This window comes from Pirellulaceae bacterium, from assembly GCA_029243025.1.
GTDB lineage: Bacteria > Planctomycetota > Planctomycetia > Pirellulales > Pirellulaceae.
Genome location: JAQWSU010000022.1, coordinates 218893 through 236979, shown reverse-complemented (window position 1 = coordinate 236979; position 18087 = coordinate 218893). Strand labels below are relative to the sequence as shown.

The window sequence follows — 18087 nt, the reverse complement described above, 5'->3', positions numbered from 1 at the left end:
GCACTAGCAACGCATTGCATTCACGCTATCAGTGGCAATCATTTCTCGTTTCCGACGAGTTCTGACCGCGTATTCCGGGCAAAAACGACCGCGACAGATCGATTGGATGAACGGTCTTGCTGGCACGAGCGGATCTTTCTAGAATCCGCCGCCGCGATTTTTGCGACCCAAGCTAAAAATACGCCATTGGAGTTTCCTCATGAGACAAAGAACCGACCCAAAACGTGCATCCGTCGTGCTATTGGCGATGCTGATCATGCCCACGGTGGCCGCCGCTCAAACGCCGCAGGATCAGATTGTCCTGAGTTCGGTAAACGTATTGCGTGAAGTGATGGCCATACCCGCCAGTCAGATCCCAGGACGTCTATTGCATGAAGCTCAAGGCGTGGCCATTATCCCGGGCGTCGTCAAAGGCGGTTTCATTGTTGGCATTCGTCATGGCCGGGGCACAATGCTGGTACGTTCCGAGAACCAACAGTGGTTGCCCCCCATGTTTATCTCGCTGACTGGCGGAAGCGTGGGCTGGCAAGCTGGCCTCCAGTCAACGGATGTCGTACTTGTTTTCAAGACGCGCAACAGCGTGAACGACCTGATGAATGGAAAATTGACGTTAGGCGTTGATGCGGCTGCGGCAGCAGGCCCCGTGGGACGTCAAGCGTCCGCTGCGACCGACGCAACGTTGTCGGCGGAAATCCTATCGTACTCACGAAGTCGTGGTTTGTTTGCAGGCGTGTCGATCGACGGATCGGTGCTACAAATTGACCAAGTTGCCGGTATCTCGTACTACCACCACCAGGTCATCTCTCCAACGGGCCAACCAACGTATACCGCGGGGACGCTACCCGCATCCGCCGTCGAATTGATGAACGAACTTTCCAAATACAGCGGTACAGCTCCTGTCAACGTATCACCTGCCGTTGTTGCGCCAGGCACGGCCGTCACGACCTCTGAGCCTCTGGCGGTTCCATCGGCACAATCTCAATTGGTCCGACAACAATTGACAATATCCTGGCAAAAACTAAACGCTTTATTGCCGAGCGACTGGAAGCCCTACTTAGAAATCCCCAGCAGTATACTCACGCCGGGCGCAGCTATTTCCGAAGTCGCACTGAATGATGTACTACAGCGTTACGCGGCAATTTCCGCTGCGCCACAATACTTGTCGCTGTCACAACGACCAGAATTTGTGACCACCCATCAGCTACTGAGGGAGTTCGCGACGTTGAACGCGAAAAGCAACGCAAACCAGTTGAACCTGCCGCCACCGCCCGCGAATTCGGCAACCGTTCCCACGGGTCGTTATTAATTCGAAAACGCGCCACATGGAAGTAGCGCATGTCGCCCTATCGACTTCTCATTTGTTTCGCAGTCGCCGTTGGACTGCTAGGAAGCTTCAGCTTTGGCTGCCGTAGCTTTGACGGTCTTGCGCACGTACCGCGGGCGGTCACCGGTATTTTCCACCGTCAACCACCGAACTCGGACCTTGCCGAAGAGGCAGCCGATCCAGCGCAAGTCGCAAAACTTTCCGTCGAATCCGTTTCGCTTACGGACAAACGCCCGTCGACCGATCAAACGACAGACGATCAGGCCGTCGCATTGACGGAAGCAACTCTCGCCAGTTGGGCGACCCTGACAGACGAGCAATTAAGTGACACGGTGCGAGCGGAGGCTTGGCAAGGCTACCATCGCGAACTAAAAGCGTTGCTGGATCACCTGATGAAAACCCAGCAGTTGGATCCAACACAACCGATCCTACTCTCGGACTCCGACCAATCCTTCAAGTCAATTCGTATTCAATTACACGGTTTTGCTTGGGAAGCCCAAGATCTGAATCGATTTGAGTTTGCAACTGGCAAGATCCACACGCAAACGAAGCAAGACTCCAAATTAGCCCGTTACTGGCAGCAACCCGGCCTGGGAATCCCGCTTGTGGCACTCAGAATCCGCGAACAGACCGGGTCCTACCACAGCCGTGTCGTTCCGTTCTCGGCAACTGCAATCTTGCGTCCCACTTCCTCTCATCGCGTCGCGCAGGTCTCCCAATCTTCAGAAATCGCCGTTCTCGACCTGTACAACCCGCTTTCCAGCTATCAAGCGAAACTTGGAAACCGCGAACATCAAATGTGCCGAGACCTATCGGCTCCCTTAGCCCACGTGGCCAGCGATACACACCGGAGCAAGATTCGTGATTTCATGACGCCCGAACATCAGCACAGTGGCGTTGGGTTAAGAATGCTGGAACCATATCAGGCAGGCAAAATACCAGTCGTATTTATTCATGGATTGCTTTCTGACCGTTTGACCTGGATCGACCTGATCAATGACCTCCGTGTGACTCCCTGGGTCAACGATCGCTATCAGATTTGGTCCTATCAGTATCCGACCGGACAATCATATTTACGTTCTGGTGCGGAGTTACGTACCGCCTTGCGGCAAGCGATGGATGACATCGACCCTGAACAGACCGACCCGGCCTTGTCGGCGATGGTCTTGATCGGCCACAGCATGGGAGGATTGCTAACCAAGCTACAAATTTGTTCAAGCAATTCTGCTATTTGGAACAGTATCGCGACGCGTCCTGTCGCTCATTTAAACGCATCGGAAAGCGTTAAGCGAACGATCAACGAAATGTTCTTTTTTGAACCACAGCCCTTCGTCACCCGCGCCATCTTTATTGGTACTCCGCACCTGGGCTCGGTTTGGGCAAGTAGTGCGGTGGGCCGCCTCGGGTCAACGCTAGTTCATCAACCCAAGGATCGTGTCATCGCGCTCCACCATCTGATCAAGAACAACCCACATGTTTTCGTCGACCAAGTCCATGAACGACTCCCCACCAGCATTGACCTTCTTCGTCCCGACAGTCCGCTCTTGCTGGCGACCTACCCCTTGCCCCTCGCAACTCATGTGAAGACTCATTCGATCATTGGCACTGGAAAAACGTTGAAAAACGATGTCCCGGCAGACGGAGTTGTCTCTGTCAAAAATGCCGAGCACCCGCACACGTTGAGCGAACAATATATCGAAACCACCCACACCCATCTTCCCGACCACCCGCAAACAACGGAAGAAGTCACTCGGATCTTGAGCAAACATCTGCTCGAGTTTGACGCAAGCTAGAAAGTTGACCCATGATCATTCATTGCCCTCAACCAGCCCAAGTCGCAAAATGGATTTCCTTCCTCTCGCTCTTGACTCTGGTTACGACTCCCTCACAGCTGCCGGCTCAGCTCAAATTGCCGACTACAACGGCAAGTCATGCCTCAAAAGTTGCGACTTCAAAAGCTGCTCCGTTGAAAGATGATTCAAACATTTCCCCTGCAGAGATCACCGAAAGTCGTCACGAAATTGCGGCCATGATCACTCGGGTGCAACAGGCTGTGCAAGCTTTTAAACAGGAGAACCCGGATCAACCGATTCCGGAGAGTGCCGACTTGGAGTTGGAACTCCTCAAGTGGCTCGATCTCCTCTACGCGAATCACTCTGCCAATTTAGTTCGCAAGGGAGAGTTACAAGCAGAGTTATCGCGTGTGCGGGACGAAGTGGATCGAATGCGAATCGCACCGACGGGAGATCGCAAACGTTACTCGTTCCTGATGTTAGATACCTTACGTGACCAGTTGAACACGGAATGCCATCGGCTGGAGTCGATTGAACTCGAAATCGAAGCGGCCCGATCATCACACGAAACCGCAAAAAAACAACATAGCGCCAGCGAATCCCGACGCCGTCTTACTCGTGAGTCCCTCGACTCGACCAACGCAGACGATCAGATGATGCGCAAATACGCCATGTTGAAACTGCGAAGTCGCGGCACGGCCGAAGCCGTTCGCCAGCGCCAAATCGAACTTGAAATCAACGAACTTGAACACCAAGTCAGTGAGCAAAAATGCACGCTCTATCGCGATCGAATTGATCGGATGAGAGGTTCGACCGTATTCACCCAAAAAGAACTCAACGCGCGTATCGCAATCACGGAAAAAGCCGAGTCCGACCTTCGTCAACAACTCGAGATCGCACTCGCCAATCTGACGGAACTCGAACAAAACTATCTTCTCTCCACGCGTACTCTTGAAAATGCCGTCAACCAAACGCCCGCGTTAGTTGAAACCGCCAACATGTGGCGACTCCTTCGCGAGTTAAATCAAGAGCATGTATCAGTGCTCCAACGAGTGATTGGCCACGCAGGAACCATGCGAATCGTTTGGCGAAGGCGTTTCGATCTCGCCAACGATCAGGTCGCCAAGACAGAGATCGCCAAGTGGACTGGCGAACTCGAAAATGTACAGTCCGAGATCTCTCAATTCGAAAGATTATTAGAAATCCGATCCGATGAGCGTGTGGGAGACATGGCCACTGTCCGCAAACGTTTACTGACGAGTCGAAACATGCCGGAAGATGTTCGGCCGCTCATCGAGCGGCAGAGCGAGGAACTGGAACAGGCCATTTCTGCCTACAATTCGCAAATCGTCCTGATCAAAAGCGCCGGACAAACACTCGATCGTTTCCGCCAAGAGGTTGAACAAAGCCTGGATCCCAAGTCAGCTCAAGAATGGATTGCCCGCCTGCAACAAGTCATCACCACATGCTGGAATTATGAGATCACATCGGTTGATGATCGCCCTATCACCGTGGGCAAGATTCTTTGGGGTACGATCCTCCTGTTGATGGGCATTTATTCGGCCAGAATATCGAGCCGAATTCTCGGCACACGACTGCTGCCCCGTTTTGGCCTCAACCAAGGTGCTGCGGTCGCATTTCAAAGTATCGCGTTTTACATGTTGGTTACATGCTTCGGCTTTATCGCTTTAGAAATTATCAATTTGCCACTGACCGTATTCGCCTTTATGGGCGGTGCAATCGCAATCGGTGTTGGTTTTGGAAGTCAAAACGTTTTAAACAATTTCATCAGCGGATTGATCATGCTTGCCGAACGTCCTGTACGTGTCGGCGACATGGTTGACATTGAAGGTTTGAACGGTGTCATTGAACGAATTGGTGCGCGAAGTACGCGAGTTAAGACCGGTTCGAATCTGGAAATCATCGTTCCCAACAGCAAATTCCTCGAAAACAATGTCACAAACTGGACGTTATCCGACACGAGAATCCGTACGGTCGTCCGAGTTGGTGTCGCCTATGGTTCACCCGTGGAACAAGTCTGCCGCCTCGTTCGTGAGTCAGTCTTAGACCATGCCGAGGTACTGAAAACACCGGCGCCGATCATTCTCTTCAAGGACTTTGGGGACAACGCGTTGATGTTCGAAGCCCACTTCTGGATTCATATGCGAACGCAAATGGAAGGTGAACGGATCGCCAGTGATGTGCGAGTGACCATGGACCGCCTGTTTGAACAGGCAAATATCGTCGTCGCCTTCCCACAACGGGATGTGCATGTGGACACCAGCGCACCGATCGAAGTGAACCTGCGACAAATCAGCGACCAGTTGGAAATCAAACGGATGAAAGCCGCCTAACCGCGTCTGCCCCCTGAACTCTTGAAACACCTTCATTTTCGGCATCCCTCAAACGCAATCGAATAGAAAGTGACCCGACACGATGTTCCGTAAACACCACCCCCAACCCGGCGCCCGTCCCGGAACTCTACTGATTCGGCCAGACGCTTCGGACACAAAGATCCGTTGCGTCCGATATTGTCCCCAATCAGCCGTTGATCAGGAGCTCTCCAGCGTCGCTGAACTTCCCGAAAATCTCAAAGCAGGCGAAGTCATTTGGATAGACATCCAAGGATTCCGCGATGAAGCAGCCCTGCACGAAATCGCCATCCGATTCAAAATCCATCCGCTGGCGATGGAAGACGTTGTGAACGTGCCTCAGCGATCAAAGGCTGAAACGTACGGCGAACAGATGTTGATCATTGCGAGGCTCATCGAGATCTCAGATGATGACGAAGTTCATCTCTCGCAACTAGGAATCATTGTGGGCTCGAATTATGTAATTACTTTCGAGGACAAACCCAACAACCGATTAGATCCTGTACGAAATCGCATCGCCAATCCAACAGCTCGACTACGAGGGTCGGGCGCCGGCTATTTAGCTTATGCGCTGCTCGACACGACCGTGGATGCAGCCTACCCCGTGCTCGAAGTACTTGGCGAACAACTTGAGTCACTCGAACGAGAAGTCATTTCCGACCCGCGCCCTGCCCTGCTGCAACAAGTCAACCTCGTGCGAAATCGACTTGTCAACGTGCGGCGAGCTGTCTGGCCGCAACGAGATGCTGTTCAGTCTTTATTGGTCACTGACTGCAAAGTGATCGATGACGATATCAAGATCTTCCTTCGCGATACTTACGATCATTGCGTGCAGACGGCGGAAGTAGTGGAGATGTATCGTGAAATGGCCTCGGGTCTGCTCAACACCTACATGTCGTCCGTCGCCCATCGCTCGAACGAAGTGATGAAGGTACTGACGATCATGTCCAGCATCTTTGTTCCACTCACGTTCGTCGCAGGTATCTACGGAATGAATTTTGAACACATGCCGGAGCTAAGTTACGCTTATAGCTATCCGTTTGTTTGGGGGCTGATGATCGCGACTGCGTTTGTGATGATCTGGTTCTTTCACAAGCGAGGTTGGATTCAGGTCGCGAATCTCAATGAGGCGAAGAAAAGTAGCCAAATAAAGCCCAGCGGCAATCGGAATTCAGAGATTCAGACGCGAGTCCTGGATCACGATCACGTGCCATTTTCACCGCAGCGCGCCGCGTAGGCCAACGTTTGGCAATCGGGCTCATCGGTTCGCTGCTGGAGCCGATGAGAGGCTCTCAAGACCCGTGACGCAAGTTTGCGAGTCTTGCTCCAACTGATCATCCCAATCAAGCAGACAAATTACACCACGCCAATGTTGATGTAAGCATGGACATGCGGTGCACCGCGAAAGTGCCAAACGAACCCGGGACCTTCCACACGCCAAATGTCCCATTCTTTGTCATCATTGAGATCTTCTTGCTGATAAAAAGCCATGCGAAGACCATCGGCCCCGCCATTCGCTTTCAGGATCGCCATGACTTCTTCGACATCTTCGGATCGGTATGGATCGAGTAACATTTTGATCGTCGATTCGACCAATTGTTTTTGGTCTTCTGTTAGCTGGCTGACGGGAATGCCCGGAAATTGACCTTGTTTACCCTGCAATTTCAGAGCCGATTCCTGCGGCGCTTTCATCACCAATGCCTGCTTGGACTGCGCCGGATCAAGTGAGTTAAAAACTTTGTTCGCTTGCGTCGTTTGGTAATAGAACAGATTTTCTTTTGGATCGGATTCTCCGTGACCATAGACAACAGGGCCACCGAATGCCGCTCGATCAACGCTATCACCGTCGGCCCTGAGTGTAAGATGCCGACCCGTCAACTCCCACTGAAACTTGCCTTGGCCAGGCGTTCCAAACATCGCCACACTGTAACTCTCGATGCCACCATCATCATCATCCATTTGACGCATCAAACGCTCGTAGCCCGATTCAGACGTCACATTTTTGACAATCTGTTTGATCAACGCTTGCTGCTCTTTCGAGTAGAAGTCACTACCGATCAAGGGCTCAGTAATGTGCCAATTCGCACTAATACGGCGTCTGAGTTGATGGTCAAACGGCAAACAGATTTTGGCTACCTGATCTTTATTCAACGTTTGGTAAAACTGCCCCACCACCGTTTCGGCCGCTGAGTCAGCCGCTGGAGCCGCATGCACGAAGCGAGGATCAAAAACCAGAGGCGCCGAGGCGGTTGCAATAGCTGCTGTGCCTACCGTCTTAATAAAACGGCGACGACTCACGTCTTGGTGGTCGCGATTCGATGGGCGGCTCATGAAAAAATCCTTTCTCGAGGAATGGAAAACGTCAAATGTTCCAGTCCAGGTAGTTTAACCCCGCGGGCTCAATGATGTCGAGCATAATCAGCGTTCCCATTCACTTTTTGACTTTCGGCTCACTCGATTGGGCCTACTGCCCCTTTCGACTTCCAGCTCGCGATTTTGCCCTCGCCGCCCGCGGATCGGTCTCCGGAATCTTCGTTTTCCAATTCAGTCCAAGCTGCAAACCCAAACTACGATGTTCGCGATAATCCTTGGGTGTACGAGGAAAGTCGACCAGGGTCTGTTTCAGAACATTCAACAGAGTCGCGTCGACGGCCTCAAACTGATGCATCACGCGCCCAGTCAGCCCATATGGTCCCGGATGAACAACCATGATTTGGCTTTGGCCATTTCGCCCGCTGAGCGGCTGAAGCTCTTGGGCGTCCGAGGTAGAGACATAGACAAACTGGCCCGCCAATGCTTCCGTCCAGGCCAGTCTTGCCAATTCTCGCTCAACAGCCTGACGCTGACTGGTGTCTTCGAGACAGGTCACGATCAGCGGCAACGCATCGCAGGCCGCTACATTCAATGCTAAATCCACCCGATCCAACTGAGGTGGTAACGGATCGGTAAACTGGGCCGTTTTGCCAGCCGGATAGCCGTCAGCGATCTGTTCTAATCGCGCTGCCAACTGACTCCCATTACGAAATCGATGAGGGCCCCGTCCGGCAGCCACCAGCTGCCGCTTCGCATCCGGTGAAAGCACGGCGAAAGTCGTGTTCTCGACTTCTCCCGATCGGCCGACAAATATCGTCTTGAGAAAATCAGCCTCCGCTTGGCTCTCGTAGGTCGAAAGCCGGACACAAACAAATTGACGTGAAGCCGCAACGACCTGTTCATCCGACAAGAAACTCCTGTCCATCCCAACCTTGCCAGGTCACCAAGTACCGGGAACTCCCAGACAGTGGGGCGCTGCCGAAACGAGCAAAATCGGGCGATTGCTACGGGCTGCCTCGGCCCGTGCGGCGGCCCAGGTGCCGTACCACGCGATTCGAGGAGTCGCTTCCGTTGCCAAGGCAATCGTACACACAAAAACTATCGCGAGTGCTGTGGGAATAATTCTCATTCATGAGGCTCCATGGATCACTTCACTGATTCGCCCAACTCGAAATGCAAAAAGGTGCCGAACGGAAATAATAACAGCCAGCTCATTTAACCCAGCCAAGCGCGCAAGGTTTCGTGAAATCCTACCCAGCAAGAATTGCGACCGAATTCTCTCAGAAGTCGACTCAACCGATGATGCGAATCGATTAATCCGCTGCTGGCTCAAGCCAATTGAGAATTGTCTTCGTAACTTTGTCTGGCCGATCATGCTGAACAAAGTGATCAGCATCAGGCAGGGTGACGATGGTGAGTTCATCGTCGACAAAGTCCCAGCTGCTGTTTAATCCCGCAGCCAACAAGTATTTGTCTTTCAAACCATGAATCATCAGCACCGGACATTTGACCTTGGCAGCTACCTTTTCCGGTGCCTGATAAGGCGGGCGTGGATAATTAGCTTTGTAATAATTCAGCATGCCCTCCATGGAGGACCGCTTGAACGCTTCGATGTACTTCTTTCGAGCCACCGGATCCTTCACCCAAAAAGCCAAACCGAATGCAGAGAGCTTACTCGCAGCGTCCGGCTTTTGAAAATTCCGAGCGTATTCACTGTTCGCCTCTTGCTCAGGGTTCGTGGCCAGTTCACGACCAATTCCGTGGGGGTGAGGCGTGTTCAAGATGATCAGCTTTTCCGTCATTTCCGGATACATCATGGCGAACGTCCAGGATACGATCCCGCCCCAATCATGCCCAACAATAATCGCCCGATCGCGACCAAAGTGCTTGATTACCGCCGCCACATCGGACGCCAATTTGTCGACGGAATAATTCTCAACTCCTTCGGGCTGCCCACTCTTGTTGTAACCGCGTTGATCGATCGCAACGACTTGATAATGCTTGGACAACTCCGGCATCTGATTTCGCCAGGTATACCAATAGTCGGGAAATCCATGCACCATCACCATCAGTGGACCTTCGCCTGCGGTCACATAATGGATCTGCAAATCTCCCGATTTAGCATAACCTTCCGTGCCCAATTGCTCTTCGGCCACAGCATTCATACCTAAGGAAATTGTCCCAATTGTAAAAATCAAACGATAGAGATTGCGGTAAGCCATAGCTAAATGTCTTTCCCCTAAAGCCCAGCAAGCAATGGCGAATGCCTGCTCTCGGTAGCGAGATTATCCACGTCGGCGAAAAACGGGCGCACCAATCCCACCTTGAAGTGTTCCATCTTCGAGTTCTTCCACAGTCTTACCGAGCACAATATCAAAATTGGCCGTATGCTCTGCCAGCTTTGAGCCGGGTAGCGGCTTGAAGTCAACTAGAATCGTGTCGCGAGCGGCTTTACTTCTGATCTGCCGAAACAGCCCGTCAGTCTCATTACGAGTGTTCCCTTTAACCAGCATCTGCGTAGTAAAGATTCGACGACCATTCTTACTCACAGCCACGTGAATGTGGGGAGTTCGGCCTGGGTATTCAACAGGCTTGATCGTGCGAAAGTAGTAATTGCCTTTCGCATCGGTCAAAAACCGACCATAACCCTGAAAATTCCGATCCGACGTTTCCTTGTTGGAACTGCCGGAATGGATGTAGCAACCCGCATTGTCGACCTGCCAGATTTCGACGAACGCATTTCGCAATGGCTTGCCTGTCGGTCCCATCACACGTCCGGTCAAATGAGTAATCGTGCCGACCGCCGGCGTGATCGAATCGTTAATAATCAACAGATCATTATCGGTATCGAGAGGCATCTTATCGGGATAGAAAGGCCCTTCGCCAACCGACGATGTCTTGACCAACTCTTCGGCAAACAATCCGGGAGTGGCAAATGCGGCAGTGGCGCAAACAGACTGCTGCAAAAACAACCGCCGACCATTTATTCGTGATCTCATACAATTCGCTCCGTTCTTATTAGATTTCGGTAGCGGCAATCAAAACCAGAAGCCAATGAACCACCGAGACAAATCTTTGCTGAAAGCAGACCTCCCGCTGTCGAGCGGCTCTGTTGGAATATTAAACCCTGATCAGAATCGAGGAAAGTCAAAAGTCGCAAGTTTCCCTCGGCCGGCGTGTCAAATTCCGCGATTCCTGCAAAACCACCAACTCCATGCGGGGCATCAGATTCTCACCGTTCGATCGACGTCCCCGTCACCTAACTCGCATCGGACGATCTGGAAGCAATTCTTGCCCCGAACCTGTGGCGATTTCAGCTACTTTTCCCAGCAGATTCGAATCGACTGCATCCATTAGCCACGAGCGTCAAAAGTCAGGCAATGCGAAAACAAACGAAACCGTGAACATTCAGCCAAGTCATCCTTCATGAATCACCTATTATTCGTCCAACTTGGAAGATCGATTTGCGGCCCAACGGATCCCTTCGATCACGTGTTGGCGCCCGAATTTGGTATTCAAGGAACGCAGATCATGGCCAAGTTCTGTGTAAAAAAAACGGCTGTCCCCAACTTCATGAGTCCAAGCAATCGGGTGATCCTTTCCCATCGGCTTTCCTCCTCGCTCCTGGAAATATTTCTGCACGGGCTCGTAAGTCGACTCATCAACCCGTAATAAAACTTGAAATCCTGGCAGCCCAGTGACCGAGCGTGTGTGATTCGTCCAATCAGCCTGATACCAAAATGCATCTCCGAACCCTCGCACGGTGGGATGGTTCTTCGCCGCCGGATCAACCAGCACGCGAGCCCGCTGGAATACAGAATCGCTATCAAAGTCACAGCCGCCCAGCTCAACGAGCCAGGGCCACTTGGTTTGCATGACTAATGCGGCATGTAGACCGACAATCCCCTTACCCGATTCGAACCAAGCTTCCACCGCCTGGCGCTGTTCAACAGGAATGACGCGGTCCAACTGATTCGCATTGTTAAGAATGAGGAGATCATAATCATCCAACTTCCTACGCTGCAGATCCTTCCAATGTTCGGTCACGTCACATTCGATACCGTATTTGTCTCCTTCTAGAACCAACCACCGATTGATGGCAGGAATATCCGGATGTCGATAATAAGCCGTATTCGAATAGACTAACGTACGAATCGGCTTCTCAAGATCACGATTGGCTTTCGTTGCCTTGGCTTTCGGTTCGTGTGCCCAGAGAATCGAGCTAGGCAATATCGAGCTAGGCAATAAGGTTAACAGCACTAACAAAAGACGACACATATCAATAGCCCCCCACACCCCATCGAACCAAGGGATTTAACCAAGTCGCATTAAAGTCCGCAAAACGAATCAAATGGATTCTAACGAATCCGAGGCAATCCCACATGAACCGATGAAGGAAAGCTGGAAAAAGGATCGGCTGTCACGTAAAAAAGAGGACGTCTTTACAGACAACCAACGACTACCACCAAGACTTTCTAGGGACGGGAACTCGACAAATGCTCCGCTTTTCAATCGTTTTCTGCTGCTTGGTGCTGACCGCACCGACAGCAGAAGCCAGCGAATCTTCCGAGTCTAGCGACGATCGACCGAATATTTTATGGATCATCGTCGAAGATGCTTCTGCACACTTGGGTAGTTATGGCGAAACAACGGTCAAGACACCTCATCTTGATGCACTCGCGCAGTCCGGCATTCAATTCGACAACGCCTTTGTGACTTGCCCTGTCTGCTCGCCAAGTCGCTCTGCGATGGTAACCGGCATGTACCAAACAACCCTCGGCGCGCATCAACATCGAAGCCAAACCGCCAGTGGCAAGGGGCGCGGAGGCGACGCCTACCTGGCGAGCTACGAATTACCTATCCCGTCGATTCCACGGCTCTTTCAACAAGCTGGCTACTACACGTGCAACAGTGCGACGGGATTGCCCAAGGCGAAATTTGGCAAGACAGACTATAACTTTGTCTGGAATAAGCAGGATTACGACGCTGCTGATTGGAAAGGACGAGCGAAGAACCAACCTTTTTTTGCTCAGGTCCAATTACGAGGCGGGAAAAAACGGAAAGCCCAGTCCGATGGGATCTCGGCAGACAACGTAAGGTTACCGCCCTACTATCCCGATCATCCCGTCTTGAAAGAGGACTGGGCAGACTACTTGAACGCTTGGGTCCAAGTCGATCAAGAAGTAGCTGCCATCCTGAACAGGCTCGAAAGGGAAGGAATTGCGGCAGCAACGGCTGTTTTCTTTTGGACAGACCATGGAGTCAGTCATTTACGAGGCAAACAGTTTCTTTATGAAGAAGGTATCCGCGTACCGCTGATCGCGCGCATGCCACACGGAGCCCAGGCAGGCGAGCGCCGCGACGACTTGGTTCTTCAAATCGATGTGGCCGCTACATCACTCGCGTTGGCAAAGATCAAGGTACCGGACCACATACAAGGTCGCGATCTGTTGAGTGCTGATTACGAGGCTCGCCCAATGATCGTCAGCGCTCGAGATCGGTGCGATGAGACAGTCGAGTTAATGCGATGTGTCCGAACGCCTCGTTATAAGTACATCCGAAACTTCATGCCCCATTTGCCACACGCGCAACCCAATGTATACAAGGACAAGAAGTCCATTATCAAAACGATGCGACAACTGCACGCAAAAGGTCAATTGAATCAATTACAGGCGCGCCCGTTTCGCATTCCGCGACCAACCGAGGAATTGTATGACCTCAAAAACGATCCTCATGAAACAAACAATCTGGCAGGCGAACGGGCACAGGCGGAAACGATATATAAATTGCGAGAATTCTTGTTTGACTGGATGGCAAGCAGCGGTGACCTGGGTCTGATCCCTGAGCCGATACTGGAAGAACTGGGGCGGACTTATCGAAACAAGTATTACGTTCTGCAAGCCTCTCAAAATTCAAACTTACTTAACGAACTTCGCCAAGTCATCGAAGCGGGTGAGCAACAAAACACGAATCGGGTAATCCGAGGGCTCGTTTCTTCACACGCTGCCGTGCGTTACTGGGCAGCCACTCAACTGGGCCTCTACGGCGTTCCTCAAGACGCGGCTCGCATCCTACCCTTAGCTGAAGATAAGTCCGCCGCGGTCCGCGTGGCAGCAACGTTGGCTCTTTGTCGTCTGGGGCGAACTGAATTTTGCGGGCGTCTAGCCGACGAACTCGATAACGACAATTACGCGGTAGGCTTGTACGCCATCCGCGGCTTGGAGCTGGTGGGACAACACGCTCGACCCTTTTTGCCACAAATCGAAGCTGCGCAGGATCATCGTTACGAATTCACTCGCCGAATCGCCAATCGTTTGGCCAGCACCCTGCACAACACGAGCCCTTAGGAACCGATGACAAAGATGACCTCACGCCAATTGAGCCTACTGCTGACACTGCTCACCCTGGCACATCTGCCACACCAAGGTTGGTCGCAAATCGCCCAAGAAGAAGCTCGTCCAGCCAAGAAGCAGGCGCGGAGTCAGCGTGACACGAAACATTCCGAAACAACACAACCGAATCCTGTTCGTGACCCCCAGTTCGCGCAGTATGGCATTTACGAGCAGACATCTCCCCGAGCCAAATCGGCTCCCCCAACGAACACTGTCCTGCCCATCGTATTTCAAACGGGCGATCGGATCATGTTGATCGGAAACACCCTATTCGATCGTGCCCAACATTTTGGACATTTAGAAGCTGCCTTCCAGCAACAATTCCCTCAACACCAGTTGGTCGTACGCAATCTGGCGTGGTCTGCCGACGAATCCAATCTTCAACCACGACCGGCGAACTTTGCAGATCTGGACCAACACTTGACTCATGAAAAAGCGGATATCATCCTGGTCGCCTACGGCTTCAACGAATCGTTTGCGGGACCAGATGGACTGGAAGCATTTCGTCACACCCTCGCTAGTTTCCTTACCGGCTTGCGATCGAAAGCCTTCAACGGAATCAGCGCCGCCAAGGTAATTCTAGTTTCGCCGATCGCCAACGAAAACATCAAGCACGTACCAGCTGCCGATCTGAACAACGAGAACATTCGGCAATATACCGCCGCAATGGAGCAGGTGGCCCGAGACCAGGGAATTGGCTTTGTGAATCTTTTCGAGCCTACACTTTCAGTAATGGCCGATCCGCGTCGCGACTTGACGATCAACGGAATCCACCTATCTCACGAAGGCTACCAACTATTCGCAACGATTCTTCACAGCGCCATCACCGGTCATCCGGCGCCAAAAACAACCGCCGCACTTCGAGCAGCAATTGTCGACAAGAACAAACAGTTCTTTCGCCGCTATCGACCCATCAACACTTTCTACTACACGGGGGGCCGAAACAAGAGCTACGGCTACCTGGACTTTTTACCCGCCATGAAAAACTTCGACCTCATGGTTTCCAACCGCGATCAGCTCATCTGGAAGTTGGCTGAGGACAAGAATCCCGCCAACCTGCCTGACGACTCGAAACTACCACCGCTGCCTGCCACCAAGGAAAGTCGCGGCGCAAACCGCTGGATTAGCGCAGCAGCAGAGCAACAGGAATTCACCGTCGACCCGCGTTTCGAAGTCAACTTATTCGCAAGCGAAGAAGAGTTTCCTGACATCGCCGCTCCAATACAAATGCGATGGGACAATCAAGGCCGTCTCTGGGTCAGCTGTTCCACAACCTACCCGCACGTCTATCCCGGTAACAATGAAAATGACAAATTGGTAATTTTGGAAGACACTGACGGTGATGGGCAAGCCGACAAATCAACGGTGTTTGCCGATGACCTTCACATCCCGCTCTCCTTCGAATTCGGTGACGGCGGCGTCTACGTATCGGAAATGCCCCACCTGACATTTATCAAGGACACCGACGGTGATGGCAAAGCCGATTTTCGTCGACGGGTTTTAACGGGATTCGGAACGGAAGACTCACATCATGCCTTGCATGATGTGGCCTGGACTCCCGACGGTGACCTCATCTTCCGAGAAGCCGTTTTTCACCATTCTCAAATCGAAACTCCTTATGGACCGGTTCGTCAACAAAACAGCGGCTGGTTTCGCTTTCAACCGCGCAACCATCGCCTGCAAAGCTTTGGTACCTATTCGAGTACGAATCCTTGGGGCGTGACGTTTGATGACTGGGGGCAACACGTCGCCAGTCATCCCATTTATGCATCGGCGTTTCACGCCACGGATCCCACCTATCCTCAACAACATCCCCGCCCGACCGGCCTGCAAGCCTATTCCGGCACCTGCGGACAGGAATTTATCGACTTCCAAACATTCCCTGAAGAACTCCAAGGAGATTTCATCAAGGTTCGGTACAAGCCCACGAATCGCGTCGAATTGCATCATTGGCACGAAAAGGAATTCGGCTTCGAGGAAGAATATGTGGGAGACATTATTTTTTCTTCCAACCTGAGTTTTATCCCGGTCGACATCCGCTTTGGTCCACGCGGCGCGTTGTACATTTGTGACTGGTACAACCCCGTGAAAGGACATGCCCAATATTCGCTTCGAGACAAGCGTCGAGATCGTCACTCAGGTCGAATCTGGCGAGTCAAGACGAAAGACAAACCGTTGGTCGATCCGCCCCGGATTGCGGGAGAGGAAATCCGATCGCTTCTCGAAATCCTCAAACGACCCGAATACCGTTATCGCTACTGGGCAAAGCGAGAGCTGCGAGATCGAGACCCGTTGCAGGTCGCCACCGCATTAAAGTCCTGGACTGCGCAACTCGATTCACAAGACAAACGATTTCGCCACCACCAGCTCGAATCGCTCTGGCTTTTTCGCGGCATCAATCTCGTCAATCCCGCCTTATTGCGAGAACTTCTCAGCTGCAACGAACACCACGCGCGAGCGGCGGCAACTCGACAGTTACGATATTGGCACCAAGCATTACCGGATTCGATTTCATTGTTGGGAGCTGCTGCCAATGACCCGCGAGGAATCGTCCGCATGGAGGCGGCAATCGCGGCCAGCTACATCGGCTCAGCGGAAGCGCTGGGAGCAGTCATGGATGTCCTGAAACATCCCCACGACCAACACCTCACCTATGCGATCAGAACGGCGTTTGGCTCCCACGCACTCCGTCAGCACTGGCAAGACGCACCGAATTCAAGCATCGCATCCTTCTTGAAGCACGCCAAACAAGGCAGCAATCTGAAGGAACCAACGCCTTCAGCATCCGAAGCCGAATTCGATCGCCAACCGAATCTAAAACGCGTTGAAGTCTCCTGCTTGCCCGAACGAATGAAATACACCGTAGAACGATTCGTGGTGGAAACAAATCAGCCGGTGAAGTTAGTCTTTCTAAATCCTGACGCCAATGACCACAATCTGGTCATCGTCAAGCCGGGCGCCCTGGAAGAAGTAGGCATGGCCGCGAATGAAATGGCAAGAGATCCACAAAACGCAAACTCCAACTTCATCCCCTCGTCGAAACAAGGTTTGATTCTCAAAGCGTCGCCCATGATTGGCCCGGGCCGACAATCGCGTGTCCATGTCCTCCGATTCACCGCCCCCAATCAACCGGGTGTCTACCCTTACGTCTGCACTTTCCCCGGCCACTGGGTCGTAATGAAGGGCGAAATCATCGTCACAGACGACATCAAGAATGTGAACTCTATTCTCGCTTCCCGGCAACAAGCAACGTTTGTGAAGGACTGGACTCTCGATGACTTCCCCACCGTCGAAATACCAACCACTCAAGCCACAGTCATGCGGGGTATGGCAGCCTTCATCAAAGCGCGCTGCAATCAATGTCACCTCGTCGCTGGACATGGGATTGAACTCGGACCCGAATTAACGAAGGTGTCGGAAAGATTCAAAGGTCAGAAACTCCTTCGCCAGATTCTGGAACCGTCACAGGAGATTCATGAAAAGTACCGCACCTATGTAATTGAACAAGAGGACGGCCGACTGCTGACCGGCATGATTCAAAAAGAAGATGAAGAGCAGATAAACCTCGTAACCAACCTGCTGAATCCAACAGCAGTCACCCTGATCCCCAAACGAAAGATTGCTGACCGATCCGCATCCAAGATTTCCTCGATGCCAGCAGATCTGCTGAATGGATTGACCCGCAACGAGATACTCGATCTGCTGACTTACCTGGAAGCGGGCGGCTACCAACTACCGCATCACCTGAAGCACAATCATTGAGGAAGCCAAACTGGCCGTGGGCTCCTGACCCCGCCAAATCCGGCTCCTTTCGGCCGCGAATCAATGATCGTCAACTGATGCCGGGTTGCGTTTCCAAACCATCGAGTTATGTTGCAGCAATGGAAAAGTTT

The 18087-nt window shown here is 52.2% G+C and carries 12 protein-coding genes; 6 read left to right on the top strand and 6 right to left on the bottom strand.

What is annotated here, in order from left to right; genetic code table 11:
- Positions 1 to 199: 199 nt before the first annotated feature.
- The 4 genes from P8N76_10805 to corA all read left to right on the top strand — a co-directional run bounded on the left by P8N76_10805 (position 200) and on the right by corA (position 6726).
- On the top strand, positions 200 to 1306 hold the full coding sequence (locus P8N76_10805) for a lipid-binding SYLF domain-containing protein (GenBank protein ID MDG2382153.1): 1107 nt from the start codon (positions 200 to 202) through the stop codon (positions 1304 to 1306).
- Between the two features lie 29 nt (positions 1307 to 1335).
- Positions 1336 to 3117: a hypothetical protein gene (locus P8N76_10800; protein MDG2382152.1), complete on the top strand. Its 1782-nt coding sequence runs from the start codon at positions 1336 to 1338 to the stop codon at positions 3115 to 3117.
- Positions 3118 to 3128: 11 nt separating this feature from the next.
- On the top strand, positions 3129 to 5471 hold the full coding sequence (locus tag P8N76_10795; GenBank protein MDG2382151.1) for a mechanosensitive ion channel: 2343 nt from the start codon (positions 3129 to 3131) through the stop codon (positions 5469 to 5471).
- An 82-nt stretch (positions 5472 to 5553) separates the two neighbouring features.
- Positions 5554 to 6726 carry a magnesium/cobalt transporter CorA gene (gene corA / locus P8N76_10790; protein MDG2382150.1) on the top strand — a complete coding sequence of 391 codons (1173 nt, stop codon included), beginning with the start codon at positions 5554 to 5556 and terminating at the stop codon, positions 6724 to 6726.
- Positions 6727 to 6845: 119 nt separating this feature from the next.
- Here corA and P8N76_10785 read toward each other — a convergent pair whose 3' ends face one another.
- The 6 genes from P8N76_10785 to P8N76_10760 all read right to left on the bottom strand — a co-directional run bounded on the left by P8N76_10785 (position 6846) and on the right by P8N76_10760 (position 12080).
- Complete coding sequence (locus P8N76_10785; GenBank protein MDG2382149.1) at positions 6846 to 7820, bottom strand: DUF3500 domain-containing protein; 975 nt, start codon at positions 7818 to 7820, stop codon at positions 6846 to 6848.
- 133 nt (positions 7821 to 7953) lie between these two features.
- The gene (locus P8N76_10780; GenBank protein MDG2382148.1) at positions 7954 to 8727 is read right to left on the bottom strand and encodes a thioredoxin family protein; all 774 of its coding nucleotides are present in this window, start codon (positions 8725 to 8727) and stop codon (positions 7954 to 7956) included.
- A gap of 15 nt (positions 8728 to 8742) precedes the next feature.
- Positions 8743 to 8931: a hypothetical protein gene (locus tag P8N76_10775; GenBank protein MDG2382147.1), complete on the bottom strand. Its 189-nt coding sequence runs from the start codon at positions 8929 to 8931 to the stop codon at positions 8743 to 8745.
- A gap of 184 nt (positions 8932 to 9115) precedes the next feature.
- Complete coding sequence (locus P8N76_10770) at positions 9116 to 10024, bottom strand: alpha/beta hydrolase (protein ID MDG2382146.1); 909 nt, start codon at positions 10022 to 10024, stop codon at positions 9116 to 9118.
- 63 nt (positions 10025 to 10087) lie between these two features.
- A complete protein-coding gene (locus tag P8N76_10765) occupies positions 10088 to 10801 on the bottom strand; it encodes a protocatechuate 3,4-dioxygenase (protein ID MDG2382145.1) in 714 nt (237 codons plus the stop codon).
- A 439-nt stretch (positions 10802 to 11240) separates the two neighbouring features.
- Complete coding sequence (locus P8N76_10760) at positions 11241 to 12080, bottom strand: ThuA domain-containing protein (GenBank protein ID MDG2382144.1); 840 nt, start codon at positions 12078 to 12080, stop codon at positions 11241 to 11243.
- Between the two features lie 218 nt (positions 12081 to 12298).
- Here P8N76_10760 and P8N76_10755 point away from each other — a divergent pair, with 218 nt between their 5' ends.
- Entirely contained in the window at positions 12299 to 14149 is a 1851-nt protein-coding gene (locus P8N76_10755; protein MDG2382143.1) for a sulfatase-like hydrolase/transferase, read from the top strand.
- Positions 14150 to 14164: 15 nt separating this feature from the next.
- Positions 14165 to 17956, top strand: a complete 3792-nt coding sequence (locus tag P8N76_10750; protein ID MDG2382142.1) for a GDSL-type esterase/lipase family protein — start codon at positions 14165 to 14167, stop codon at positions 17954 to 17956.
- Positions 17957 to 18087: the final 131 nt, after the last annotated feature.

Excerpts from the sequence above, each read along its gene's own strand:
- P8N76_10775 (MDG2382147.1), bottom strand. The coding sequence starts at position 8,931 with ATGAGAATTATTCCCACAGCACTCGCGATAGTTTTTGTGTGTACGATT.
- corA (MDG2382150.1), top strand. The coding sequence starts at position 5,554 with ATGTTCCGTAAACACCACCCCCAACCCGGCGCCCGTCCCGGAACTCTA.
- P8N76_10785 (MDG2382149.1), bottom strand. The coding sequence starts at position 7,820 with ATGAGCCGCCCATCGAATCGCGACCACCAAGACGTGAGTCGTCGCCGT.
- P8N76_10795 (MDG2382151.1), top strand. The coding sequence starts at position 3,129 with ATGATCATTCATTGCCCTCAACCAGCCCAAGTCGCAAAATGGATTTCC.
- P8N76_10800 (MDG2382152.1), top strand. The coding sequence starts at position 1,336 with ATGTCGCCCTATCGACTTCTCATTTGTTTCGCAGTCGCCGTTGGACTG.
- P8N76_10770 (MDG2382146.1), bottom strand. The coding sequence starts at position 10,024 with ATGGCTTACCGCAATCTCTATCGTTTGATTTTTACAATTGGGACAATT.
- P8N76_10780 (MDG2382148.1), bottom strand. The coding sequence starts at position 8,727 with ATGGACAGGAGTTTCTTGTCGGATGAACAGGTCGTTGCGGCTTCACGT.
- P8N76_10750 (MDG2382142.1), top strand. The coding sequence starts at position 14,165 with ATGACCTCACGCCAATTGAGCCTACTGCTGACACTGCTCACCCTGGCA.
- P8N76_10760 (MDG2382144.1), bottom strand. The coding sequence starts at position 12,080 with ATGTGTCGTCTTTTGTTAGTGCTGTTAACCTTATTGCCTAGCTCGATA.
- P8N76_10765 (MDG2382145.1), bottom strand. The coding sequence starts at position 10,801 with ATGAGATCACGAATAAATGGTCGGCGGTTGTTTTTGCAGCAGTCTGTT.
- P8N76_10805 (MDG2382153.1), top strand. The coding sequence starts at position 200 with ATGAGACAAAGAACCGACCCAAAACGTGCATCCGTCGTGCTATTGGCG.
- P8N76_10755 (MDG2382143.1), top strand. The coding sequence starts at position 12,299 with ATGCTCCGCTTTTCAATCGTTTTCTGCTGCTTGGTGCTGACCGCACCG.